The sequence below is a fragment of the Eionea flava genome (assembly GCF_055393785.1).
This window is the reverse complement of sequence record NZ_AP036018.1, coordinates 2,116,094-2,141,280: the sequence shown is the minus strand read 5'-3', so window position 1 is coordinate 2,141,280 and position 25,187 is coordinate 2,116,094. Positions and strand designations below refer to the sequence as shown.

General features: G+C 43.3%; 23 protein-coding genes and 1 other RNA gene. 20 read left to right on the top strand and 4 right to left on the bottom strand.

All coding sequences use genetic code 11. The annotated features are described in order from the left end of the window. Positions 1–269 precede the first annotated feature (269 nt). From petA to ACZ5O6_RS09340, 5 genes are all read left to right on the top strand, one after another. A complete protein-coding gene (gene petA, locus ACZ5O6_RS09360; RefSeq protein WP_447091824.1) occupies positions 270–872 on the top strand; it encodes a ubiquinol-cytochrome c reductase iron-sulfur subunit in 603 nt (200 codons plus the stop codon). Then, a complete protein-coding gene (locus ACZ5O6_RS09355) occupies positions 872–3,097 on the top strand; it encodes a ubiquinol-cytochrome c reductase (RefSeq protein ID WP_447091825.1) in 2,226 nt (741 codons plus the stop codon). The genes petA and ACZ5O6_RS09355 overlap by 1 nt, the downstream gene beginning before the upstream one ends. Positions 3,098–3,246: 149 nt before the next feature. After that, positions 3,247–3,879, top strand: coding sequence for a glutathione S-transferase N-terminal domain-containing protein (locus ACZ5O6_RS09350; RefSeq protein ID WP_447091826.1), 633 nt, complete (start codon positions 3,247–3,249; stop codon positions 3,877–3,879). Positions 3,880–3,918: 39 nt separating this feature from the next. Continuing rightward, positions 3,919–4,338 (top strand): ClpXP protease specificity-enhancing factor, encoded by a 420-nt coding sequence (locus ACZ5O6_RS09345; RefSeq protein ID WP_447091827.1) that lies wholly within the window; start codon positions 3,919–3,921, stop codon positions 4,336–4,338. A gap of 147 nt (positions 4,339–4,485) precedes the next feature. Next, positions 4,486–5,103, top strand: coding sequence for a Yip1 family protein (locus ACZ5O6_RS09340; RefSeq protein WP_447091828.1), 618 nt, complete (start codon positions 4,486–4,488; stop codon positions 5,101–5,103). A 74-nt stretch (positions 5,104–5,177) separates the two neighbouring features. On the opposite strand, the gene ACZ5O6_RS09335 is transcribed toward ACZ5O6_RS09340, so the two are convergent. From ACZ5O6_RS09335 to ACZ5O6_RS09320, 4 genes are read right to left on the bottom strand one after another with little or no spacing between them, the layout of a single operon-like run. Then, positions 5,178–5,759, bottom strand: coding sequence for a BON domain-containing protein (locus tag ACZ5O6_RS09335; protein ID WP_447091829.1), 582 nt, complete (start codon positions 5,757–5,759; stop codon positions 5,178–5,180). A 37-nt stretch (positions 5,760–5,796) separates the two neighbouring features. Beyond that, entirely contained in the window at positions 5,797–6,387 is a 591-nt protein-coding gene (locus ACZ5O6_RS09330) for an SIS domain-containing protein (RefSeq protein ID WP_447091830.1), read from the bottom strand. Between the two features lie 41 nt (positions 6,388–6,428). Continuing rightward, on the bottom strand, positions 6,429–6,800 hold the full coding sequence (locus ACZ5O6_RS09325) for a YraN family protein (protein ID WP_447091831.1): 372 nt from the start codon (positions 6,798–6,800) through the stop codon (positions 6,429–6,431). A gap of 40 nt (positions 6,801–6,840) precedes the next feature. Further along, the gene (locus ACZ5O6_RS09320) at positions 6,841–8,835 is read right to left on the bottom strand and encodes a penicillin-binding protein activator (protein ID WP_447091832.1); all 1,995 of its coding nucleotides are present in this window, start codon (positions 8,833–8,835) and stop codon (positions 6,841–6,843) included. A gap of 25 nt (positions 8,836–8,860) precedes the next feature. On the opposite strand from ACZ5O6_RS09320, the gene rsmI reads away from it, so the two are divergent. From rsmI to ACZ5O6_RS09245, 15 genes are all read left to right on the top strand, one after another. Next, on the top strand, positions 8,861–9,733 hold the full coding sequence (gene rsmI / locus ACZ5O6_RS09315) for a 16S rRNA (cytidine(1402)-2'-O)-methyltransferase (RefSeq protein WP_447091833.1): 873 nt from the start codon (positions 8,861–8,863) through the stop codon (positions 9,731–9,733). A gap of 49 nt (positions 9,734–9,782) precedes the next feature. Beyond that, positions 9,783–10,165: RNase P RNA component class A (rnpB, locus tag ACZ5O6_RS09310), an RNA gene on the top strand. A gap of 356 nt (positions 10,166–10,521) precedes the next feature. Beyond that, complete coding sequence (gene mraZ, locus ACZ5O6_RS09305; RefSeq protein WP_447091834.1) at positions 10,522–10,965, top strand: division/cell wall cluster transcriptional repressor MraZ; 444 nt, start codon at positions 10,522–10,524, stop codon at positions 10,963–10,965. A 2-nt stretch (positions 10,966–10,967) separates the two neighbouring features. Further along, complete coding sequence (rsmH, locus tag ACZ5O6_RS09300; RefSeq protein WP_447091835.1) at positions 10,968–11,900, top strand: 16S rRNA (cytosine(1402)-N(4))-methyltransferase RsmH; 933 nt, start codon at positions 10,968–10,970, stop codon at positions 11,898–11,900. A gap of 79 nt (positions 11,901–11,979) precedes the next feature. Continuing rightward, the gene (gene ftsL / locus ACZ5O6_RS09295; RefSeq protein ID WP_447091836.1) at positions 11,980–12,291 is read left to right on the top strand and encodes a cell division protein FtsL; all 312 of its coding nucleotides are present in this window, start codon (positions 11,980–11,982) and stop codon (positions 12,289–12,291) included. Beyond that, complete coding sequence (locus tag ACZ5O6_RS09290; protein WP_447091837.1) at positions 12,284–14,086, top strand: peptidoglycan D,D-transpeptidase FtsI family protein; 1,803 nt, start codon at positions 12,284–12,286, stop codon at positions 14,084–14,086. The genes ftsL and ACZ5O6_RS09290 overlap by 8 nt, the downstream gene beginning before the upstream one ends. Further along, positions 14,086–15,645, top strand: coding sequence for a UDP-N-acetylmuramoyl-L-alanyl-D-glutamate--2,6-diaminopimelate ligase (locus tag ACZ5O6_RS09285; RefSeq protein ID WP_447091838.1), 1,560 nt, complete (start codon positions 14,086–14,088; stop codon positions 15,643–15,645). Before ACZ5O6_RS09290 ends, ACZ5O6_RS09285 begins: the two co-directional genes overlap by 1 nt. After that, positions 15,642–17,027, top strand: a complete 1,386-nt coding sequence (locus ACZ5O6_RS09280; RefSeq protein WP_447091839.1) for a UDP-N-acetylmuramoyl-tripeptide--D-alanyl-D-alanine ligase — start codon at positions 15,642–15,644, stop codon at positions 17,025–17,027. Before ACZ5O6_RS09285 ends, ACZ5O6_RS09280 begins: the two co-directional genes overlap by 4 nt. After that, positions 17,021–18,103: a phospho-N-acetylmuramoyl-pentapeptide-transferase gene (gene mraY, locus ACZ5O6_RS09275; RefSeq protein ID WP_447091840.1), complete on the top strand. Its 1,083-nt coding sequence runs from the start codon at positions 17,021–17,023 to the stop codon at positions 18,101–18,103. Before ACZ5O6_RS09280 ends, mraY begins: the two co-directional genes overlap by 7 nt. Positions 18,104–18,175: 72 nt before the next feature. Further along, positions 18,176–19,522 carry a UDP-N-acetylmuramoyl-L-alanine--D-glutamate ligase gene (gene murD, locus ACZ5O6_RS09270; protein ID WP_447091841.1) on the top strand — a complete coding sequence of 449 codons (1,347 nt, stop codon included), beginning with the start codon at positions 18,176–18,178 and terminating at the stop codon, positions 19,520–19,522. Continuing rightward, entirely contained in the window at positions 19,519–20,721 is a 1,203-nt protein-coding gene (gene ftsW, locus ACZ5O6_RS09265) for a putative lipid II flippase FtsW (RefSeq protein WP_447091842.1), read from the top strand. The genes murD and ftsW overlap by 4 nt, the downstream gene beginning before the upstream one ends. Beyond that, on the top strand, positions 20,718–21,860 hold the full coding sequence (gene murG / locus ACZ5O6_RS09260) for an undecaprenyldiphospho-muramoylpentapeptide beta-N-acetylglucosaminyltransferase (protein ID WP_447091843.1): 1,143 nt from the start codon (positions 20,718–20,720) through the stop codon (positions 21,858–21,860). The genes ftsW and murG overlap by 4 nt, the downstream gene beginning before the upstream one ends. Further along, the gene (gene murC / locus ACZ5O6_RS09255) at positions 21,850–23,295 is read left to right on the top strand and encodes a UDP-N-acetylmuramate--L-alanine ligase (RefSeq protein WP_447091844.1); all 1,446 of its coding nucleotides are present in this window, start codon (positions 21,850–21,852) and stop codon (positions 23,293–23,295) included. The genes murG and murC overlap by 11 nt, the downstream gene beginning before the upstream one ends. Before the next feature lie 15 nt (positions 23,296–23,310). Next, positions 23,311–24,279, top strand: a complete 969-nt coding sequence (locus tag ACZ5O6_RS09250; protein WP_447091845.1) for a D-alanine--D-alanine ligase — start codon at positions 23,311–23,313, stop codon at positions 24,277–24,279. A gap of 14 nt (positions 24,280–24,293) precedes the next feature. Beyond that, on the top strand, positions 24,294–25,187 hold the full coding sequence (locus tag ACZ5O6_RS09245; protein ID WP_447091846.1) for a cell division protein FtsQ/DivIB: 894 nt from the start codon (positions 24,294–24,296) through the stop codon (positions 25,185–25,187).

The window sequence follows — 25,187 nt, the reverse complement described above, 5'->3', positions numbered from 1 at the left end:
TCAAAATATGCTCAGATCGGTTTCGGTCTGGGCATTTTTTTTGTCTTAAAGTTAATAATACGTACATAATGTGTGGCGATTCTTGTCACTGTGGTCTAATTTCATTACCATGTGCCGGTTAATTGTGAGTGCAATAGCAGTAGGTCGTGCGATACCTTACGTATATAAATCGTATATAAGCGCAAAATCTAATGGCCTTCTTACTGGAAATATCAAAATTACATTCCTTTAAATAGGTAAAAATCAGCAGTGATGGGGAGAAAAACGTCATGAGTGATGGCGAAGTAGTGAACCAAGGTCGACGTAAATTTTTGACTGCGGCCACCTCTGTAGTGGGTGCGGCAGGTGCCGTTGGCTTTATGGTGCCGTTTGTAGGGTCTTGGAATCCGAGTGCGAAGGCGAAAGCCGCCGGTGCGCCAGTGACTGTTAATCTTGCCAAAATAGAGCCCGGGCAAATGATCACCGAAGAATGGCGAGGTAAGCCTGTTTATATTATTCGCCGTACGCAAGAAGCTCTTGATGGATTATCTAAAGTTGAAGGTGATATTAGTGATCCTGGCTCAGAAAAGTCTGTTCAGCCTGAATACATTACTGGGCAAGATAGCCGTTCGATAAATCCTGAGTTTATGATTATGTTAGGTGTTTGTACCCATTTAGGCTGCGCGCCTAAATTTCGCCCTGATGTGGGAGCGAAAGACTTGGGTGGCGATGCATGGCAAGGTGGGTTCTTCTGCCCTTGTCACGGTTCTAAATTTGATCTGGCTGGCCGTGTTTATAAAAATGTTCCTGCGCCAACGAATCTAGAGGTGCCACCACATTTTTATGAGACAGATACAGTGGTTGTTATTGGTGAAGATGGGGGCGCAGCATAATGAGTAAAGCAACAGGTTTGTTAGGCTGGATCGATGATCGCTTGCCAGTGCTTCGTGCGTGGGATACCCATATGGGTAAATACTACGCACCAAAGAATTTTAATTTTTGGTATTTTTTTGGAGTTTTATCACTCATCGTGCTTGTTAACCAGTTGCTGACCGGTATTTGGTTGGTAATGAGTTATGAGCCGTCTGCTGAGCGTGCTTTTGCATCAGTTGAGTACATCATGCGTGATGTTGAGTGGGGGTGGTTGATTCGCTATTTGCATTCAACGGGCGCTTCCGCTTTCTTTGTTGTTGTTTATTTACATATGTTCCGTGGCTTGCTTTACGGTTCTTACAAGGCTCCGCGAGAGCTTGTGTGGATATTCGGTATGACTATCTACCTAGCCTTAATGGCAGAAGCATTCATGGGCTATGTATTGCCTTGGGGACAAATGTCCTATTGGGGTGCGCAGGTGATCGTTTCTCTATTTGGTGCGATCCCTTATGTGGGTGAGGACTTAGTGCAGTGGATTCGAGGTGACTACCTTATCTCTGGGATTACACTTAACCGCTTCTTCTCGCTACACGTTATAGCACTTCCTATCGTTATATTGGCCTTGGTTGTGTTGCATATTTTGGCGTTGCACGAAGTGGGCTCAAACAATCCTGACGGTGTTGATATTAAGAAAAATAAAGATGAGAACGGCGTGCCAAAAGACGGTATTCCTTTCCATCCGTTCTATACAGTCCATGATCTGGTGGGTATTACAGTATTCTTGTTTGTGTTCTGTTTTGTTTTATTCTTTATGCCGGAAATGGGTGGGTTCTTTTTAGAATATGCCAACTTTGAGGCGGCCAATAATCTTAAAACGCCTGAGCATATCGCGCCGGTTTGGTACTTTACCCCGTTTTATGCGATTTTACGTGCGGTAACCATTGATCTGGGTGGTGTATTTACAGCGAAACTGTTGGGCTTTATGGCAATGGGCGCTGCTATTGCGATCTTGTTTGTCTTGCCTTGGCTAGATAAAAGTCCTGTGCGTTCTATTCGTTATAAAGGTTGGCTGCCGAAGGTCATGTTGTTGTTATTTGCTTCAACGTTCGTGGTATTGGGCTACTTAGGTGTTAAGGCGCCAACCGATGGTCGTACTGTACTGTCTCAGTTGGGTACAGTATTTTACTTTGTGTTTTTCTTGACGATGCCTGTCTGGTCTAACCCAGAAAATCCTAAGGTGAAATCAATACTCAATTGGATTATTTGTATTGCTCTGGGTTTATTGTTGCTCAACATATCGTTTAGCGCTATGGACAAAGAAGTCCCTGCTTTTATTCGTATCTTTGGCGTTGCTTTGGCAGTATTAACTATTTTGTTGCCAGCATTAACGGCAAAAGATACGGTAGGAAAAGAGCCGACAAGAACGCAACCTAAAGGTTTGCCCTTAGGTATTGTTCTATTAGGCTTGTTGTTCTTTGTGGTGATGACTGTATTGCCTATTAAGGCGGTTGCTGCAGGCGGTGCATTTGATTGTGGTGGGATTCCTTGTGATGCCCATGAAACTAACTTAAAAGATAAAGAGTCATTGCAGAGCGGTGCTAAGTGGTTTATGAATTATTGTTTGGCATGTCACTCTGCTCAGTATTCTCGCTATGAGCGTGTTGCTGATGATTTGGGTATTCCTCACGATGTCATGAAGGACAACCTTATTTTTGGTGATGAAAAAATTGGTTCATTGATGAAGATTGCAATGGGTCCTGCTGATTCAAAAGCGTGGTTTGGTGCGTCACCACCAGATCTTACTTTGGTTGCTCGTGTGCGTTCACCCGATTGGTTGTATACGTATTTGCGTAATTTCTACAGCGATCCGAGTCGCCCATTAGGTGTTAATAACCGTGTGTTTGCTAACGTCGGTATGCCTCATGTCATGATGGAATTGCAGGGTTTGTTGAACTGCGGCCCGGGCCCTAAATTGGATGGCTATGGCAATGTCGAAAGAAATGCCTTAGGCGAAGCGGTAACCGATGAGCATTGTGGTGCATTGGTTGAAGGTGATATTGAAGGGTCGATGAGTGAAGAAGAGTTCGATAAAGCTATTTATGATTTGGTCAACTTTATTGAATATCTTGGTGAGCCTATCGCTGAAGAACGTAAGCGCTTAGGCGTATTTGTTTTATTGTTCTTAGTGGTATTGTTTGTATTTACCTTCTTGTTAAATCGCGAGTACTGGAAAGGTATCCACTAAGCGCCTCATTTTTATGTTAGAATCCTGCGGCTTTATTGCGTGATGTATTTTAAAAATATATTGGGTAATAAAGCCGTTTTTATTTCTTGTTATGTGCATTCATGAAGTGACGCATAAATCGACAATCAACTATTATTTGAGGTGAAGCAATGGGTGTTGTTACCAAACGCTCATCAATGACGTATTTTTCTGATGCTCAGGATCATTACAGTCATCGTGTTAGAATCGTATTGGCAGAGAAGGGTGTCACTTACGACTTGGAAGATATAGACCCTACAGAGTTAACTGAGGAGGTCTGTGAGCTAACTCCCTACAATTCTTTGCCGGTATTGCTTGACCGAGACTTGGTATTGTATGAGTCTAAGGTGATGATGGAATATTTGGATGAACGTTTTCCTCATCCACCTCTTTTACCTGTGTACCCTGTTACTCGTGCGCAAAGTCGTTTGTGGATGCATCGAATAGAAAAAGATTGGTCGCCATTGGTTGATGCTATTGTCGCTAATACCGATGCTGAAACAGTGGCTGCGGCAAAAAAAGAGCTTAAAGAAAGTCTCACTACCGTCGCGCCTATTTTTGCTGAAAAACCATTTTTTATGAGCGAAGAATTTACATTAGTTGATTGTTGTCTTGCTCCTGTTTTGTGGCGCTTGGATCATTTTGGTGTAAAGCTTCCAAATACTCGCCAAACAAAACCTTTACATGATTACATGGAAAGATTGTTTGCGCGTGAAGCATTCCAAGAAAGCTTGACTGAGCTTGAAAGAGAAATGCGAGCATAATCGCGATAATGACTTTTACGGGGCATCATTATGTCTAGAATGAGTTCTAGTAGACCTTATTTAGTGCGTGCGTTGTATGATTGGATTGTTGATAATCAATGCACGCCTTATTTATTGGTTAATACACTTCATGACGACGTGCTTGTGCCCCAAGATCATGTTAACCCAGATGGGCAGATCGTATTAAATATCTCGCCTTCTGCGGTTAGTGAATTTTCCATGGAAGGGGATGATTTGTCCTTCAGTGCTCGTTTTGGTGGTGTTCCTACAGATATATATGTTCCATATGCAGCAATAATGGGCATTTATGCAAAAGAGAATCAGCAAGGAATGATTTTCGAGGCCGAGCCAGAGCTTGATAGTCCGCCCCCATCCACGCCTACTCCAACACCAGGCCCGTCAAACCCTAAGCCTTCAGCTAGCGATAAGAAAAGACCCAGCTTAAAGGTTGTCAAATAGCGGTGTCATCTGCTTATTCTTTTTGAGTATTTACTATTATTTTTTTATTTCTATTTCTTATTGGTGAAAAATGCCTTTGTCATCAATACTTAATAGCGTTCAAATAAAAAAAATAATGTAATAAACAGAAAAATAAAGAGGTTTCACATGGCATTTCTAGAACATACCCTTGGTATTATGTTGCATCCCGACAGCGAGTGGAAAGCGATTCGCAGCGAGAGGCATTCGTTCAAGCAAGTTTTTTTGAGTCATGTTCCAATCTTGGCGCTTATTCCCACTATTTGTTTTTATATCGGCGTCACGCAAGTTGGTTGGAGTGTCGGTGGTGGTGAGCCGGTTCGTCTTACTGCGGCTAGCGCGTTAGAGCTGTGTGGTCTAACTTATTTTGCTTTGCTTTTCGGTGTTTTTATTTTAGGCGAATTTATCAATTTTATGGCCAAAACCTACGGTGTTAAAGATTCGGCTGAAAAACGTCATTATGAGGGGACGGCGCTGGCGGTGTATGTCACCACGCCTGTATTCTTGGCTGGTGTATTTGGTCTTTATCCGGATATTTGGGTTAACGCAATTGCTACAGGGATTGCGGGTGCCTATGCGGTATATCTCATTTATGAGGGTATTCCTATTTTGATGAATATCGATAAGGATCGAGCTTTTATGTATGCTAGCTCTGTGGTCACAGTAGGATTGGTACTTATGGTGATTGTTCGTGTTGCCGCGGTAATTCTATGGAATACCGGTGTTGGTCCGATTTATGTGGACTAATTGTTAATGAGCCGTAAAGTACAGGTATAAAAAAAGCGGGATATCCCGCTTTTTTTATACCTGCTTACTACTACTTACTCGTTGTTGTCGACATACTCGAATACTTTGACGACTTCCTGAGCTCCGCTAATGCTGCTGGCAACCCCTGATGCATATTCTGCTTCGGTCTGTGTGAGTAAGCCCATTAAGTAAATCACGCCATCTTCTACAATTACTTTAATCTTTGAGCTGTCAATAATATCGTCAGCAATAAATGCACCTTTTACTTTGGTAGATAGCCAAGAATCATTCGTTCGAACAAGAAGGGCTGTGTTGCCTTTTATCTGTAATTCGTTGTAGACCTTGCGCACAGTATGAATTTTTTCACTGGTTTGCTGTGCTAGCTGTTTAAGTTCTTCGTTAGGTACTTGGCCTGTTAGCAAGAGAATATTGTTAAAGCTGGTAACGTCGACATGGGCAAGTCGTAAGTCAGGATCGGCTTTATTGATGTTAACGCTGGCAATGACTTCGAGTCGTTGGTCGTCTAAATAGGTGCCAAACGAACGTTCACCAGGATCGGTTTCAATAGGTTGATTGGTCGTATTGTCGATAATGGTTGTGCATGCGGATAGGCACACAAGTGCGCTAACAAGACCGATAGCTTTCAGAGTTTTCATTGTTGGCGGTTACCTTAATTTGCTTGTTGTATGGATTTTATTCTGTAGAGCTAAATAATTGTTCATCAATTAAGTCGCATAAACAAAATAATATGAGTAAATGAATTTCGTGTATTCGAGATCGAGAATCGATAGGTACCAGTAGTTCTTTATCTTCAGTGTCTAAAAGAGAAGATAAGTTCCCTCCATCGCGACCACTTAAAGTTACAACGCGCATTCCTCTTTCGTGAGCGGCTTGTATGCCTTGTAATAAGTTCGAAGGATTACCGCTTGAAGATAAGATGACTAGTACATCGCCGGGGTTGCCTAGCGCGCGAATCTCTTTAGCAAAAATTTCATTAAAGCTGCTTTCGTAGGCAATCGATGTCACATTCGTTAAGTCGCAGCCGAGAGTAATTGCCGGTAGGCTGGGTCGCTCCCTTTCGAATCGATTGATTAGGTTGTTGGTGAATAATTGCGCTAAAGCTGCCGAAGGGCCGTTACCGCAGGTTAATAGCTTGTTACCGTTTAACAGGCTTTCTACAATAATGGCGCTTGCTTCTACAATGTGAGGCAATAATTGTTCGCTACACTGGATTTTTGCATTCACGCTCGATTGGAAAATTTGATATATACGTTCTTCAAACATCGTTAACCTGTTGGGGGAGTAAGTGATGCTAATAAAAAGCACTAGCAGAGTGTAAAGGCATTTCTAATCCATTGGATAGATAAGGGGGCGCTATGTTTTGTGGGTGAGGGTGTAATGCTTACCACGTCAAACCGGCAGCTTACAGTCTCTCCTATTTTATGAGTATGTAAATAATGGCGTGCGGTTTTAATAATGCGTTGCTGCTTGTGCCAAGTTACATGCTCGAAGCCGTCGCCAAATGTATTGTTCTTACGATATTTTACTTCGACAAAAACTAATTGTCTGTCTTCTTTCATAATTAAGTCAATTTCGCCTTGGCGACATGAGTAATTTTCCTCAATAAAGGCTAATTTTTGCTGACATAAATAGTGCTTGGCCGCGGTTTCGGCTTTTTTTCCGCTAAGATTTGTCATGACGAATTCCTTTTCTGTCGTTTATAAAAAGAGGCTTAATCTAATAGCTATTGTCTCTAGGTAATAATTCTAGTTTTCCGTTGCTAATGATGGCCCAGTCTTGTTGGCGTGAAATACGGCCATGGTTGTCCATCGTTAATTGGCCTGTGGCGCCATATAATTGTGGGCTGTTTGGTTGTGATAGCTGAGAAAGTCGTGATGATATCAAGAAGCTATCCACGCCTAGAGCATATAGTTTTTCATAGCCGGGTGTCATGTTGCTATGTGTTTCTAGTGTTATCTTTTCGGGATTGTTTTCTTGTGTTATCCAAGGCATTACGGTTAGCTGAATTTTATTAAGGTCTGTATTTTGGCTTTTGCTATTCGTGCTTGCGTAGAGCTGGCTTGTGGCATATACCGGCAAATCGCTCGCGTAGTAGAAATTAAGGGTAGGCTTTATTTGAGTGCCTTCTCTTGCTCGTGTTACCAGAAAAATCATATCAATGTCGTGTCGGCGCCGAGGCTCAAAATCAAATGAGCGGCCAAACAATCGCTTTAATGCTGACGCCCTAGCTTTACTTTGGTCTATGTGAAGCGCCTGCTGAATGCTATCTGAGTAGCTATCGGTTTGATCTAGTGTGGTATTTTCTGCGATGGTTCCCCCCAGCGCTTGCCATTGGTTGATAAATGCTTGGGTGGCTCGATGGCTCCAGTCAGCAGGTGAGGCAATAATCAGTGCTCGTCGATGACCATCTTGCCATGCCTTGTCGGCGACTTGGGTTGCTTCGTCTTCGAGCGATAGTCCAAACTGGTAAAAAGCCGATGATGCTTGCTGAGCGAGTGCTTGTGTTTCTTCTGGCTTTTCTTGTTCAGTGTTAGTGCTAGCTGAGGTGTTTTTTGGGTTAATGCTTGTTGGGTCGTTCACTGGGTCGGCGAAAGGTTTTTCATCGATGTAGTTGAGCGCGAGTATGGGTGCTTGGGTATTATTTTTTTGGGAAAGAATATCTACATTCTTTTTGGATAAAGGTCCAATGACTAAATCTGCTCCATTACCGATGGCTTGCTCATAAATGTTGTCAATATTGTTATTGCCGGTATCGTATAGCGTTACTTTTGGCGTGTTTGATTGCGTATTTTGGTGGTTGTAGTAGGCGGCAAAAAAACCATCTCGAATGCTTTCCCCGGCTTTTGCTAGCTTTCCTTCTAATGGAAGTAGTAATGCTATGTGTTGAGGTTGTTCGGCAATCAGTGCGTCTAAAGAGCGTAGGCTATCAGGTAGGTAAATGTTGGCTGGGTGTTGCGCATAGCGATCTTGCCACGCTTTTAATGATTGATGTTGGGTGTTTAAATTTTGAGAAGCATCTCTTTGGGTGGTGGCTAGTTCAATCCACCCTTTCATCACGTTGCCCGTATTTGAGGTTGTTGTGTTGATTTGCTCAAGTGTGTTTATGTCAAGGCTGGATAGATAAGCCCATAATTGATTGCTATTGCGCTGTAGGGAAACGTCGTCGGCGAGTAATGTGTCGAGCGTTATCCGTTGTTGGATACTGCTGGCGGCGTTGCCGGTTATTTCATAAAGTGAGGCACTGTTACGATAAAACGCCTGCTGTTGTTCTATGCTGGCATTATTGATCGCATTAACTAGCTGCTCGTCTGTTAGCTTAGGGATGGCTAATGATGAAATGGTAGACGGAGTAGCAGATAAGTACGCTTCACTGATACTTATTAGATAGCGCGCACGCTCGCTATTATTTAAAAGTGATGTATCTATTTTTTGTAGCGTTTGTCTGGCTTCTATTTCGGCCTGCATGGATAATAAGCGTTCACTTACCGTTAATAAGGTTTGGCTTTTTTCGAGAGGCGCTAGTTGCTCGGCTTGTTGTGCTTGTGCCAGTAGCTCACTTCGGCTCGTCGTCGAGTTTGTCGTGATTGTTGATGAATTATCCTTTGTTGGCGTCGTGCAGGCGGTAAGGCTTAATAGCACCGTTGCGCATAATGTAAGAATAAATTTTGCCTGAATGTTCATGAGTATGCGGTTAATATGTTTCAATAACATAATATTTCTCTAGAGTATTTTCTGAATGGTAGCAGATCACAATTATGGTGTTTTATATATTGTCGCGACACCGATTGGTAACTTAGGCGACATTTCTCAGCGAGCGATTGATGTGCTCAATACAGTCGATATTATTGCTGCTGAGGATACCCGTCATAGTGGGAAGTTGCTACAACATTTTGGTATTTCAACACGCCAGATTGCCTATCACGAATACAGTAATGAACAACGCTTGGATAAGATTTTATCCTTGCTGTTGGGTGGTGAGTCGGTTGCCTTAATTTCGGATGCGGGTACGCCGCTTATTTCTGATCCCGGTTACGACTTGGTGAATGCGGCTAGATCGCGTGACATACCCATTGTGCCTTTGCCCGGTGCCTGTGCGGTCATTGCAGCGTTATCCGTATCAGGACTTCCCTGTAATGAGTTTACGTTCCAAGGCTTTTTACCAGCTAAATCATCTTCTCGTCGCCAAGTGTTTGGGGCTCTGGTGGATGAGGGAAGAACTACCGTATTTTATGAGTCGCCTCATCGCATATTGGAGAGTCTACGGGATCTGATGGCAGAACTGGGTGTGGCGCGTCATGTCGTCTTGGCTCGCGAACTCACAAAAACTTATGAAACGGTTTTGTCGGGGGCAGTCGAGTCTTTAATTAAGCAGCTTGAGCAAGATGGTAATCAGCAGCGAGGCGAATTTGTTGTGCTGGTTAAAGGGGTGGCCAAGCCTTCTGTTAGTGAATTGGGCATCAGTGATGAGGTCAAACAATGGATGGCTGCGTTACTTGAGCACGTGCCTGTAAAAACTGCCGCTGCCATAGGTGCTAAAGCCACCGGCCTTAAAAAGCGCGACCTTTATCAATGGGCATTATCAGTTAAAGATGAGAGTGTAGGTGATTGAATCACCTAAATGCTTGTAATTAGTTGTGCTAGCCGTTATCTTGCATTTCGGAGCTGGCTCGGCAATCGCTTGATACCTATTAATGCTTTGTCATTACGGTGGTGTTAAGAGGAAAGTCCGGGCTCCATAGGGTAGAGTGCCAGGTAACGCCTGGGGGGCGCGAGCCTACGGAAAGTGCAGCAGAAAATAAACCGCCTGCTATTTATAGTCGGTAAGGGTGAAATGGTGCGGTAAGAGCGCACCGCGCAACGGGTAACCGTTTGTGGCATGGTAAACCCCACTCGGAGCAAGATCAAATAGGAATCCGTTTGCTGTAAGGCATAAGGCGTGATCCGCGTTGGATTCGGGTAGATTGCTAAAGATGTGCGGTGACGTACATCGTAGATGAATGATTGTCCACGACAGAACCCGGCTTACAGGCCAGCTCCGATATTTACCCTCTGCTTTTGGGGGTGTCACTCCTAAAGCTGACCATTCAATATGACATTTCTGTCTCAAAAAACCTTCTTTAAATAATAAAATAGTCTCACTCTTAACAAGTTACTTTAAGAAGTGTTTTTATCTTCCTGTTTTTCATTGTTTTATTGTTGTTTTTCCTGCTGTTTTTCAACACTTTTCTGCTTTTTAGCTACTTTTTCTCTGCAAAGAATACGATTTTCGTCTCATTTCCCAACAACTTCTATTGACATTAATTTGTGGGTCAATATAGTGTCATAATGTGGGAAAAAGTGAATATTTGTGGTTTTTTAAACCTTTTTCTGAAAAATTGTGGAGCTTAGTGGGTAAGTATGTTTTTAGGTAGTCATTCAATCAATATGGATGCGAAGGGGCGTATAGCAATCCCTACTCGTGTGCGTGAGTTACTGCAAGAGGTTTGCAGTGGCCGGATTGTGGTGACTGCTCATACGGAAAATCGTTGCTTACACGTTTTCCCTGAGGATCAGTGGCAAGAAATACTGCCTAAAATCGAATCATTGCCTAGCTTTAATAAAGTGTCTCGTCGAGCTAAGTTGCTATTGATTGGTCATGCATCTCCGCTTGAGTTAGATGCCAACGGCCGTGTATTGCTTCCGCCTACCTTGCGTGAGTACGCTGGGATGGAGAAAAAACTTATGCTGGTTGGACAAGGTAAAAGTTTAGAGTTGTGGTGTGAAGAGGAGTTCTCTCGCTATATCGATTCGCCGATAGATGATGATGTTATGCCGGAAGGCATGCAAACACTGGCACTATAACGATGAGTCAGGAAATACACCAAAGCGTTCTTCTGCATGAAGCAGTTGACGCGCTAATTACTGATTGCTCAGGGTTTTATATTGATGGAACTTTTGGGCGCGGTGGTCACAGTAAAGCAATACTCAATCGTTTATCTGAAACTGCACAGCTTATGGGGATTGATAAAGATGAGCAGGCGATTGCCGAGGCTATACAAAACTTTTCCAGCGATAAACGATTTGCTATTAAGCATGGTTCATTTGCTCAACTCACTGAATGGTTGGAAGCGCGTGAGCAGCAAGGAACTGTGGATGGTATTTTGCTTGACTTGGGCGTGTCGTCCCCGCAGCTAGATGAAGCTCAGCGTGGTTTTAGTTTTATGAACGATGGCCCGCTAGATATGAGAATGAATCGGTCGACAGGGCAGACGGCGGCAGAATGGATTAATGCGGCGAGTGAGTCAGATATTGCTTGGGTGTTAAAAGAATACGGCGAAGAGCGTTTTTCTAAACGTATTGCGAGAGCAATTGTCGAGGCTCGAGCTATTGAGCCATTCGCTACCACTCAATATTTATCAAAAGTAGTATCCGAAGCGAACCCTGCATGGGAAAAAGGTAAGCATCCAGCGACACGTGCGTTCCAAGCAATCCGCATTCATATTAATGATGAACTGACAGATTTAGATGCGACCTTGGAGCAAGCCTTGGAGGCGTTATCGATAGGTGGACGCCTGGTTATTATTAGTTTTCATTCTCTGGAAGATCGTCGCGTTAAGCGTTTTATTCGTCAGCAAGTTAAGGGTGATGACCTACCGCTCGGTTTACCTATTCGCGATGCGCAATTAAATAAACGCATGCGCAATATTGGAAAAGCAGTTAAAGCAAGTAAAGAAGAGTTGCTCAATAACCCAAGAGCGCGTAGTGCGGTCATGCGTGTTGCTGAAAAAATCGCATAACGACCATTGTTGATGCCGGTATTCAAGTCATCGAAATTTATTAACCCTTTTTATCATAATTATAAAATAACCGACAACCATGAAAAGCTTATCTCATATTGAAAAGAAAAAAGCCTTTCGCCAGCAAATGCTTTGGGTGTGCGTGCTGTGGTTAGCGGTGTTGTCCTCAGCATTAATCGTCATCTATTCATCTTTTGATACTCGTAATCAGTTTAATGCATTAGAAGTATTACGTAGCGAGCGTAATGCTTTGCAAGTTGAATGGGGAAAGTACCTACTTGAAGAGAGTGCGTGGGCTTCATTTGAGCGTATTGAAAAAACAGCCGTTGATACTTTAGGTATGCAAATACCTGTAGGTCAGCAACTAGTTGTGGTGGCTGTTGATGAATAAATTCACGAATAAAAAAGACGAACGACGAGCTATTTATCGCTGGCGCTTTTATGGCGTCGCATTTTTGTTATGTGTCGTATTGTCACTACTGTTATGGCACTTGGTTCAATTGCAGGTACTGCCTGATAGTGAAAGAGGATTTAAGTTTTTACAGGGGCAAGGTCTAGCGAGAACATTGCGCACAGAAACTATCCCGGCTTATCGGGGTGTGATTTCTGATCGATATGGCGAGCCGTTGGCGATGAGTACTCCGGTTGTATCACTATGGGCAAATCCTAAGCAGCTTAAAAAGCAAGAGAGCGAATGGAATGCTTTAGCTGATGCCTTGGACTTAGATCGAAAAAAACTCGCGAATAAAGTGCAGCGCTTTCGTCATAAAGAATTTATGTACCTTAAACGACAGCTCGCACCAGAAGCGGCAGAGCGTGTTTTGTCGCTCTCCATTCCGGGTGTTTATGGTCAGCAAGAATATCAGCGTTTTTATCCTGCAGGTGAAGTCACCGCGCATTTAGTGGGGTTTACCAATATTGACGATAAGGGGCAAGAAGGAGTTGAGTTAGCCTATGATGATTGGTTGACGGGAAGTGTTGGCCGTAAGCAAGTGTTGAAAGATTTGTCGGGTCGTATTATCAAAGATGTGGCGCAGCTTGATACCGCAACTCCGGGTAAGGATATTCGTCTCAGTATCGATCTTCGTTTACAGTATTTGGCCTACCGAGAACTTAAAGCATCGGTGAAGGCGCATAATGCAGAGTCGGGTTCGATGGTTATGTTGGATGCTGAAACCGGCGAAGTATTGGCGATGGTTAACCAACCATCGTTTAACCCTAATGACCGTCGGCGTTTAACCCCCAAAGCGTTACGCAATCGTGTAATGACCGATCAGTTTGAGCCCGGATCTACCGTGAAGCCTTTGACCATTATGGCTGCATTAGAAACCGGGCGATACAATCCAAGTTCAACCATTGATACGCACCCCGGTTATTATCGTGTGGGTAAAAAAACATTGCTTGATCCGGTTAATTACGGCGTGATGGATTTAACAAAAATCATAACGAAGTCTAGTCAGGTAGGGTTGACCAAAGTGAGCCTTGATTTAGAGGCGACCGATATTCGCGATTTGTATTTTCGGTTAGGTTTGGGGCAAACAACGGGTACGGGTTTTCCCGGTGAGTCGGTAGGCATTTTGCCTAACCATTCAAAATGGCAGCCTATTGTGCAGGCGAACTTTTCATTTGGTTATGGCTTAACTCTCAATGCATTGCAGTTGGCGCAGGCTTACTCGGTGATTGCTGATAATGGAAATAAAAAGCCGGTCTCTTTATTGAAAATAGATCAAGCGCCTTCGATAGAATCGGTTGTTGATAAAAAAATTGCCAACCAAATGGTGGATATGCTCAAAACGGTTGTGTTACCCGGCGGAACCGCGAAGCGCGCTAATCTTGATAGCTATGTTGTTGCAGGAAAAACCGGCACGATTCACAAAGTGGGCAAGTCGGGTTATTCAGATAATCGCTATACCTCTTTGTTTGCTGGCTTTGCGCCTGCAGATGACCCAAAAATTGTTGCTGTTGTTGTAGTGAATGAGCCGAGTCGAGGCCAGTATTATGGGGGTGAGGTAGCTGCTCCGGTATTCGCAACCGTTGTTGAACGCGGCTTGCAGTTGCTACAAGTGCCACCCGATGACATTAAAATGCAGCAGGCGCAAAAAAAATATCCAACGACCGCAGTGTCAAATCGTAAAAAGTTAACTAAAAGTCAGTCAAAAATTAAGCATAAGGAGCCATTGTCGTGATGGCACTTTATAAGGATAAAGCGGATGTGTTTACGCTTGGGCAGCTATTGCCTCATGCGTTATTAGATTATTTGCCGGGCCAGTTAGCGCATGTAGCCATACATGGACTATCAATTAATAGTCGAGCCATTAATAAAGGCGATGTATTTGTTGCTGTACAAGGAGTGTCTGTGCATGGACAGCAGTATATTGCCGATGCAGTGAGTAGAGGTGCGCTTGCGATTCTTTGTGATATGCCTATCGAGAGTAATAGCCACTCTGTTCCGGTCATTACCATACCTAATTTGCAAAATTATTTGAGTGAGATTGCGGGGAATTTTTATTTTCACCCAACGCGCTATGTGCCTGTGGTTGGCATTACCGGTACGAATGGTAAAACCAGTTGTGCGCAAATGTATGCGCAGTTAGCTGCATTGTTCGGTGAGACCGCGGGAGTTATTGGGACGACAGGCGTAGGTGTGTGTGCTTTGCAAACTAATCAGCAATATCGTACATCGTTAGCGTTATCGTCGACAGGGATGACCACACCGGATGCGATTAGTGTGCAGCGATTATGCTCTGAATTAATGGCGCCATCGACTTGCGCATCGTCCAATGACTTGCCTATTACTCGTCTTGTGATGGAGGTATCGTCGCATGGACTGTCTCAGTATCGTGTTGCTGCGCTTGATATTAACACGGCTATTTTTACCAATTTGACGCATGATCACCTCGATTATCACGGTGATATGGCAGCGTATGGCGAGGCGAAGTCTCGATTGTTTTGTATGTCTTCGGTGGAACACGCCATTATCAATGTAGATGATGAATTTGGCGTTGAGTTAATAAAGCAAATAGCGCCTTCAGTGCGGGTCACTCAATATAGTATTCATAACGCTAATGCAGATATTTATTTGAGCAATGTTCGCCATGCCAACAGCCAAACACTGGCTAACGTGCATACTAAAGAGGGCGTTTATTCGCTATCTACGCCATTTGTTGGTGAGTTTAATTTGTCTAATTTATTGGCCGTGTTAAGTATCTTTGATGAAGCGGGGCAGCTTGAAAAAGCTATTTCTTTAGTGCCCTATTTGATGTCGATTGATGGCCGCATGGAATCGCTAGAAAATAAATTAGGGCTTCAGATTGTGGTTGATTTTGCACATACACCTGATGCTTTGCAGAATGCCTTGCAAGCTATCAATGAGCAAGTGAACGGTGATGTGTATTGCGTATTTGGTTGCGGTGGTGATAGAGATGCAGATAAGCGTCCATTAATGGCCGCTATTGCTGAGCGTTATGCGCAACACGTTATAGTGACGAATGATAATCCGCGTACCGAAAACCCGGAGAGTATTGTTGCAGATATTACACAGGGTTTTTCCCGGTCTGGTCATCGAGTCATTATGGATCGTGAGCAAGCGATTTGCTTGGCGGTGGAAGAGGCTAAATCGGGAGATGCGATTCTCATTGCTGGTAAAGGTCACGAAAGTTACCAAATTATAGGGCAAGAAAAGTTGCATTTTAGTGACCAGCTCGTTGCACAAAATGCCATTCACCAAAGGGAGTGTCGATTATGATGTCTCCCATTTCATTGTTGTCGTTAGTTGATCAGTTTGGTGGGACGGTTGTTCACCCGGATAAAGACTTGATAATCAAATCAGTCAGTATTAATACCCGTGATATGTCGGCTGGTGATTTATTTGTTGCGTTAAAAGGTGAGCGTTTTGATGCGCATGACTTTATTGACGAGGCGCACAAGCAAGGTGCAAGTGCCTTGGTTGTAGAAAAAGAAATAGTGGGAAGTGAACTGCCCCAATGGATAGTCGCCGATACAACCCAAGCTTTAGGGGATATCGCTCAGGCTCAGCGCGACCACTTTTCAGGTAAGTTGGTTGCCATCACGGGCAGCAGTGGTAAAACCACCGTTAAAGGCATGCTAGAGAGCATTTTGCGTGTTGAAGCAGGCGATGCCGTATTTGCCACCAAAGGCAATCTGAATAATCACATCGGCGTGCCATTATCATTGCTATCGCTCAGTGTGAAACATCGCTACGCAGTAATAGAAATGGGAGCCAGTGCAGTTGGTGATATTGCTTATTTAACGCAGATAGCAAAGCCTAATGTGGCTGTTGTTAATAATGTTATGTCAGCACACGTTGAAGGTTTCGGATCTATCGAAAATATTGCCAAAGGTAAGGGCGAAATTTACGACGGCCTTGCTCAAGATGGTGTGGCAATCATTAATATTGCTGATCAATATGCTCCTCAGTGGTTAGCGAAAAATGCGCAGCGAGCAACACTCACCTTTTCTGCAGAACCCGATGCTGTCGCCAATATTGTTGCTCGTAACATACAGCAACAATCTAATGGCTGTGCGTCTTTTCAATTGCAGGCCAATGATATTGAAGTCGCTATTTCGCTATCTGTGTTGGGTCTACATAACGTTGCTAATGCACTGTCGGCATCATCGTGTGCTCTGGCAATGGGTGTTAGCTTGCACTCTATAGAAAAGGGCTTGCGTGACTTTCGTGGAGTAGCGGGTCGCTTGCAGTGTTTGGAAGGTATGAATAACTCGACAGTAATTGATGATAGTTATAACGCCAACCCCGATGCTTTTTGTGCGTCTATTGATGTGCTGGCGGATATGTCTGCTCGCACAGTATTAATCATGGGTGATATGGGTGAGCTAGGTAGTGAGTCAGAAGCCGCGCATAAAAGAGTAGGCGCTTATGCTGCAAAAAAAAATATTGATTGCTTGTTAACGTTGGGAGAGCAGTCGCAGCTTGCTCATACCATTTTTGAAGGCGATAAAAAGCATTTTGCCGATGTGGGTGAGCTTATTGATGAGGCGAAACAACAGGCAAATAGCAATACAGTTTTTCTTATTAAAGGCTCACGCAGTGCTCGCATGGATAGAGTAGTGACAGCCTTAACATTACGAGGTACCCCGCAATGCTAGTGTGGTTGGCAGAATATTTACAACAATTTTATGGCGGCTTTGCTGTTTTTCAGTATCTGACATTACGAGGTATTTTAGGGGTATTAACTGCGTTAGTGATTAGTTTTATTCTTGGCCCATGGATGATTTCCCGTCTAAATATTTTGCAAGTTGGGCAAGTGGTTAGAGATGATGGCCCTGAATCACATTTGTCAAAATCAGGTACGCCAACGATGGGAGGTACGCTGATTTTGCTAGCCATTTTTATGAGCTCACTGCTTTGGTCAGATCTCGATAATCGTTATGTTTGGGTAGTGCTAATCGTGACCGGTATTTTTGGTGCAGTGGGTTTTGTTGATGATTATAAAAAAGTCGTTGAAAAAGATACGCGTGGTTTGCCCGCACGTTGGAAATATTTTTGGCAATCTGTTGCTGGTTTAGGTGCAGCCATTTATTTATATCAATATGCGGCTACTCCAGCAGAGACAGCGTTGATTATTCCTTTCTTTAAACAGGTCAGTATCGATTTAGGTTTGGCTTATATCTTACTCACTTACCTCGTTATCGTCGGTGCCAGTAACGCGGTTAATTTAACCGATGGTTTAGACGGTTTGGCGATTATGCCAACAGTAATGGTGGGTGGAGCTTTAGGTATCATTGCTTATCTTGCGGGTAATGTTGAGTTTTCTCGCTATTTGCATATTCCCTATATTGCAGGCGCGGGTGAGTTGTTAGTTTTCTGTGCGGCACTCGGTGGTGCGGGTTTAGGTTTTTTATGGTTTAACACTTACCCAGCCCAAGTTTTTATGGGGGATGTCGGTGCTTTGGCCTTAGGAGCTGCACTGGGTGTTATCGCCGTTATTATTCGTCATGAAATTGTTTTGTTTATTATGGGTGGCGTTTTTGTCATGGAGACGGTGTCGGTCATTATTCAAGTAGCTTCTTTTAAGTTAACCGGTAAACGGGTGTTTAGAATGGCACCGATTCATCATCACTTTGAATTAAAAGGTTGGCCAGAGCCTCGGGTGATTGTGCGATTTTGGATTATCACAGTGATGCTAGTGTTGCTGGGTTTAGCCACACTAAAACTACGTTAATGGTTAATTTTTTATGCCGAATGGGTCGGTATCTATAAACAGAATGATTGAGAGCGTTAGAGTAAAAATAATATGCAACTGATTGCCAGTTCACAATCTATCGTCGTTATCGGTCTTGGTGTGACCGGTTTGTCGGTTGCCCGCTATTTGCGCGATACACAACAGCATTTTGTTGTTATGGATTCACGTGAATCTCCACCTAATCTTGAAGTTTTTAAACAAGAATTTGGTGATGTCGAGCTGTATTTAGGCGGTTTAGATGAAGAGCGTTTAATGCAGGCCAGTGAAGTTGTGATTAGCCCAGGTTTAAGTTTGCAGACGCCCGAATTGCAAACAGCGCATACAGCAGGTGTTTCTATTATTGGCGATGTTGAATTATTTGCACGCGCAGTGAAGCAGCCGGTTATTGCCATTACTGGTTCGAATGCTAAGTCAACGGTCACAACATTGGTGGGCGAAATGGCTGAGTCATGTGGTTTGTCCGTCGGTGTTGGAGGCAATTTGGGTGTGCCGGTGCTTGAGTTACTGGCGCAAAAAGCCATCGATATTTTTGTGTTGGAGCTGTCAAGCTTTCAGTTAGAAACAACGTCCTCGCTTAAACCGATTGCCGCAACAGTCTTGAATGTTAGCCATGATCACATGGATCGCTACGCTTCTTTTGCGGAATATCATCAGGCAAAACAACGCATTTATCGACACGCACAAACCGTGGTTATCAATCGCCAAGATGCACTGACTCACCCGCCCCTCGCTAAAGATGCGAAAGTCATTAGCTTTGGCAGTGATGCATCAGATATGAAGAGCTTTGGTGTTTTACAGCAAGGGGATAAAACATCGATTAGTTACCAATTTTCTCCATTAATTGCGGTAGAAGATATTGCTATAAAAGGCCGGCACAATCAGCTTAACGCGCAGGCAGCTTTAGCGCTGGGCACGGCAGCGGGTTTTGATATGGCGAAAATGCTTTCAACGTTAAAGCGTTATAGAGGCTTGCCGCATCGTTGTGAGTATGTCGAAACAATCAATGGCGCTATATATATTAATGATTCTAAAGCAACAAATGTAGGCGCCACATTAGCTGCGATTGATGGTTTTGCTGACGGTAAAAATATCGTATGGATTGCCGGTGGCGAAAGTAAAGCGGCGGACTTTTCACCGCTGATGGCGACGATAGAAAAACATGTGAAGTGCACCATTCTTATCGGCCGCGATGCGCCGATGATTGAACAAGCGGTGGCTTCTGTTGTTAGCTGTATTAACGAATCGACATTAAGTGATGCGGTTAAACGCTCATTAGAATATGCCGCCAACGGTGATGTTGTTTTGTTATCACCCGCTTGCGCCAGCTTTGATATGTTTGCAGGTTTTGAGGATCGTGGTTGCCAATTTTCTCAAATTGTTAGGGAGTTAGCGGCATGATAAGCCTACGTCAACTCCCGTTATCATCGCCATTGTATTCTCCGCCACATACGAATGTTGGGTTGAATTACTCGGTCATGCTGCTTTCGGCTATTTTGATTTCGGTGGGTATCATTATTATTGCTTCGGCATCGATCGACTATTCGGCCGTTAACTATAACGATCCGTGGTTTTTTATTAAACGTCATCTCGCGTATCTCTGCATTGCCCTTGTGGCGAGTGTGGTGATGTTAAGCATTCCTACTAGTTTTTGGAAAAAGTACGGTTGGGTACTATTTTTGATTGCCTGTGTATTACTACTCATTGTACTTGTGCCGGGTATAGGCAAGCGTGTTAATGGTAGCCAGCGTTGGATTCAATTAGGTCCCATTACGATTCAGATATCTGAAATTGTAAAGTTATGCGGCGTTATATTTTTTGCTAGTTATTTATCCAATAGCCATTATGTTTTACAGACGCAATGGAAAGAATTGTTTAAACCACTATTAATGCTAGTGCTATTAATGTGGTTGCTCCTATTAGAGCCAGATTTTGGCGGAGCGGTTGTTTTAGCAGTTACCGTGGGTGGAATGTTGTTTTTAGCAGGCGCTAAACTTTGGCAGTGTATTTTGTTGCTTTTTTCCGGTTTGGGAATTTTGGCCGCATTAGCGTTCTTTACGCCTTATCGCATGAAACGACTCGTGACTTTTTTAGACCCATGGAAAGATCAGTTTGATAGCGGTTATCAGCTTACGCAATCACTTATTGCTTTTGGACGAGGCGAATGGTGGGGTTTGGGAATGGGTAATAGTATACAAAAGTTACTTTATCTTCCTGAAGCACATACAGATTTTGTGTTTGCGATTTTTGCAGAAGAATATGGTTTTGTCGGTGTACTTTGTTTGTTGGCTATATTCTTTTTACTGATCACTCATATTTTTGCCATCGCTAAAAAGGCCATGGAACGAGAAGACGTATTTAGTGCATTAGCCGTGTTTGGCGTGGCTATTTTATTGACGACACAAGTCATTATTAATGTTGGCGTGGCGTCAGGCTTTTTGCCGACAAAAGGCTTAACCCTGCCCTTTATTAGCTATGGTGGCAGTAGCCTCATTATTACTTGTTTGTTAGTAGCGTTAGTTTTACGGATTGATTATGACTTGGATTGCGCACTGGTTGGTGAAAGCAAAAGGCCCACAAAAAGAGGGGCAGCACGATGACAGCGACAAATAAAGCATGCCGCTACTTAGTGATGGCTGGTGGCACCGGCGGCCATATTTTTCCAGCAATAGCTGTCGCGAAAGAATTGCAGAAGCGTGGTGCTAGTGTTTCGTGGTTGGGAACATCAGGTATGGAATCAACCATAGTACCTAATCACCATATTGATTTTTACGCGTTACCAGTTAAAGGGTTTCGCGGTAAAAATATATTGCAGCAATTGTTGGCGCCATTGTATCTCTTGAGTTCAGTTTTTCAGGCAATGAAGGTTATAAGAAAAACACAGTCTGATATTGTCGTTGGGTTTGGTGGTTTTGTTGCGGCTCCAGGTGGCATTGCTGCGCGTTTGATGGGTAAGCCATTAATTATCCATGAGCAAAACTCGGTCGCAGGTAGTACTAATAAATTGCTTAATAAACTAGCCGCTAAAACCTTATCTGCCTTCCCTGGGGCATTGCCGAATGCTGTACATGTAGGTAACCCTGTGCGTAGCGATATTGTTAATTTACATCAGTCGGTTGCTTCAGGATGTTTAACTGCTCAAGCATCAAACAATACATTTCATCTATTAATTACTGGTGGCAGTTTAGGTGCCAAAGCTATTAACGATGTCATGCCTCATGCTATAGCCGAATTACTATCGACCATAAAAGAGAAAAATTTACCGTTAAATATCGAGGTATTACACCAAACAGGTCAAGGCAAACAGTCGACGGTTACCGAGGCTTATGCTCAATTAGGCATCAAAGCAACGACAGAAGAGTTTATTGGTGATGTCGCTGCGGCGTACCAGTGGGCGGATGTTGTGATTTGTCGTGCAGGGGCGCTAACTGTGAGTGAAATCGCCGTTGCGAGTGTGCCTGCTATTTTTATTCCTTTACCTTCAGCGATTGATAATCATCAATACCACAATGCTAAGTGGTTGGTGGATAGTGAGGCATCATTGTTAATTGAGCAGCAATCACTAACGAGTACTGAATTAGCAAAATGCTTAACTCAATTAGCGGCTGATCATCAAAAATTATCCATTATGAAAACAAAATTGCATGCGCTTGCTCTTCCTCAAGCAGCCGAGCGTGTGACAGATTATTGCGAGGCATTATGTGCTTCATCGACAAAGGGGACGAGCCATGCCGTCTAGTATGAATTTTTGCGTACCCGAAATGCGCCGTATTAAGCGTATCCACTTTATTGGTATTGGTGGTGCAGGAATGAGCGGTATTGCAGAGGTACTATTGAATCAAGGTTATACAATATCGGGCTCTGATTTACGTGGCTCAGCCGTGGTTGATCGTTTAAAAGCCATGGGAGCGAATATATTTATTGGTCATCACATGGAAAATGTTATTGGCGCCGATGTTATTGTTAATTCGAGTGCTGTTGATGAAGATAACCCAGAAATTGTTAGTGCCCGCGAACATCGAATTCCTGTTGTGCGTCGTGCAGAAATGTTAGCGGAGTTAATGCGTTATCGGCATGGTATTGCTGTTGCAGGCACGCATGGAAAAACCACAACAACGAGTTTGATTACCTCTATTTTTGCTGCCGCGAAGTTAGACCCCACCTTTGTTATCGGTGGTCTTGTTCATAGCGCTGGCAGCAATGCTAAATTAGGGACCAGTCAATATTTGATCGCAGAAGCTGACGAGAGTGATGCATCATTTTTACATTTACAACCGATGGTTGCAGTCATCACCAATATCGATGCTGACCATATGGATACTTATGAGGGTGACTTTTCTCGTTTGAAAAAAACCTTTATTGAGTTTATTCACAATCTACCTTTTTATGGGTTGTTAGTGGTGTGTGGTGATGATCCAGTGATTCAGGAGTTGTTGCCAGACATTTCTCGTCAGGTGATTACGTATGGTTTTAACGAAGGTAATGACTACCGCGCAATAAATGTTAGCCAAGATAAAACCCGTACACAGTTCTCAGTACAAAGTACCCATCTTGGTGGGGAGCAACTTGAGATTCAACTGAATATGCCAGGCCAACATAATGTGCTTAATGCGCTGGCGGCAATTGCTATCGCTAATGATGAAAATATAAGCGCTGAGGCGATCCAGCAAGGCTTATCTAGTTTTGAAGGCGTGGGTCGTCGTTTCCAAATCTACGGAGAATACCCCGTCAAGAGTCAGGATGATGCGGCAGAAAATGGAACTGCTATGTTGGTCGATGATTACGGGCATCATCCACGTGAGGTTGACGCGACCATTCAGGCAGTAAGAGCAGGTTGGCCTGAGCGGCGCTTGGTGATGGTTTATCAGCCGCACCGTTATTCTCGTACACGAGATCTTTATGAAGATTTTATCGATGTATTATCAAAAGTCGATGTGCTTATTTTGTTAGATGTTTACTCTGCGGGTGAAGAGCTTATTGTGGGTGCAGATGGCCGCCATTTGAGTCGTAGTATTCGTAATCGCGGTAAAGTTGATCCTATTTTTGTTGAAGGGGTTGATGGCGTTCCAGCGATCGTCAAAGAAGTGGTTATGCCTAATGATATTGTAATGACACAGGGAGCAGGCAACGTTGGTGGCTTGGCTGTTGAGTTAGCTAAACGCGAGTTGTCGTAAGTCGATAGTCAGTTAATGAATAATATGAGTAGTAATAAGCAAGCAATGGAAAAAAAGATAAATAAACTATCCGATTTAGGTCGTATAGGCGTGCTATTTGGTGGTGTGTCAGCCGAACGCGAGGTTTCATTAGAAAGCGGTCAAGCCGTATTTAATGCGTTACGTCATCTCGGTGCTGACGCAGTGGCTATTGATCTTACCGGTGATGTCGTTGAGAAAATTTTACAAGCAAATATTAATACGGCTTTTATTGTATTGCATGGCGGTATTGGTGAAGACGGTCGATTACAAGCGTTGTTAGAACTGTTGAATATTCCTTATGCGGGTAGTGATACACAATCATCGGCCCTCGCGATGAATAAGTTGTTAAGCAAACAATTGTGGAAAGGCGTTGGTGTTGCGACATCACCTTTTGTTGTATTGAGTCAGACGACTGACTTTGAAAAAGCGATGGATTATTTGGGCGGTAGCGCCATGGTCAAACCTGCACATGAGGGCTCAAGTATTGGGATGGGTTTTGCTCATAGCGCGCAAGAGCTAAAAGCAGCGTACCAGGTAGCAGCCGAATATGATGCCACCGTTTTGGCTGAAAAAGTGCTCGTTGGTGATGAATATACGATTGCTATTGTCAATGGCGAAGCCTTGCCCGTGATTAAACTAGAAACCGATCGAGTGTTTTATGATTACGATGCAAAGTATCGAGATAATACAACGCGATACATTTGTCCGTGTGGCTTAAATGATCAAGAGACAGAAGAAATTAAACAGCTAGCATTGTCTGCATTTAATAGCCTTCAATGTTCAGGCTGGGGGCGTGTGGATATCATGCGTGATGAAAATAATGCGTTTAATGTATTGGAAGTGAATACCGTACCGGGCATGACGAGCCATAGCTTAGTGCCTATGGCAGCAAAAGCTGCAGGGTATAGCTTTGACGAGCTAGTAGGAGAAATTATTTCCCCTCTGGCAATTGCAGATCATTAAATAAAATTATTTTGATGAAAAAAAGCAACCGACGAATTAGGGTAAAAGAAAAAAAGCCGCTTTCTTTGCCTTTGAAAAAAATACGCACAGTGCTACGTATTTTATCGGTTACCGTAATAGGTATTTTTTTATTAGGCGTTATTGGGTTTTATGGTGCGAGGTTTACGCAAGATTTTTTAAATCGTCCTATCGCGAGTATTGTTGTTAAAGGGCAGTTTGATTATGTCTCCGAACAAGATATGACATCCATCGCAAAAGAAATGATTGGCGGCAGTTTTATTGGAGAAAACATAAGCCGTATTAAAGCTACATTGGAAGCGATGCCATGGGTAGACAGTGTTGATTTAAGTCGGCGCTGGCCTGACAAGTTAGAAGTCATCGTTAAAGAACAGATTCCTATTGCGCGATGGAGTAATGACGGCTTTGTTAATGTTCGCGGAGAGATTATTTTTCTGGCTGGTGATTCGCACTTAACGCAACTTTCTGTATTAGTAGGGGAAGAGAAAGATGCAGAAATTATTATGCAACGATATTCTGTACTAGCGAGCATGTTAAGCGAGTATGGTTTATCGATTAAGGTGTTAGAGAAAAGTCGTCGCGGTGTTTGGCGAATAGAATTGGCTAATCAGTGGAAAATAATGATTGGGCGAGGTGAAATGAATAAAAAATTACAGCGTTTTACTTATTTATTAGATCAGGAAGTACTAAATATAACCATGAATATCGATACGATAGATCTTCGTTATCCCAATGGTTTAGCGGTTAGTTGGAAAGAAGTTGAAAGTCATCGTCAGAATCAAGAAGAGCTTGATGAGATCGATACAATCATTAAAGAAATAAATAGTTCGGTGTATCGTCCAACAATAAGGCAGCGAAAAACGAGCGATAAACAGTATGCAAGGGGTTAA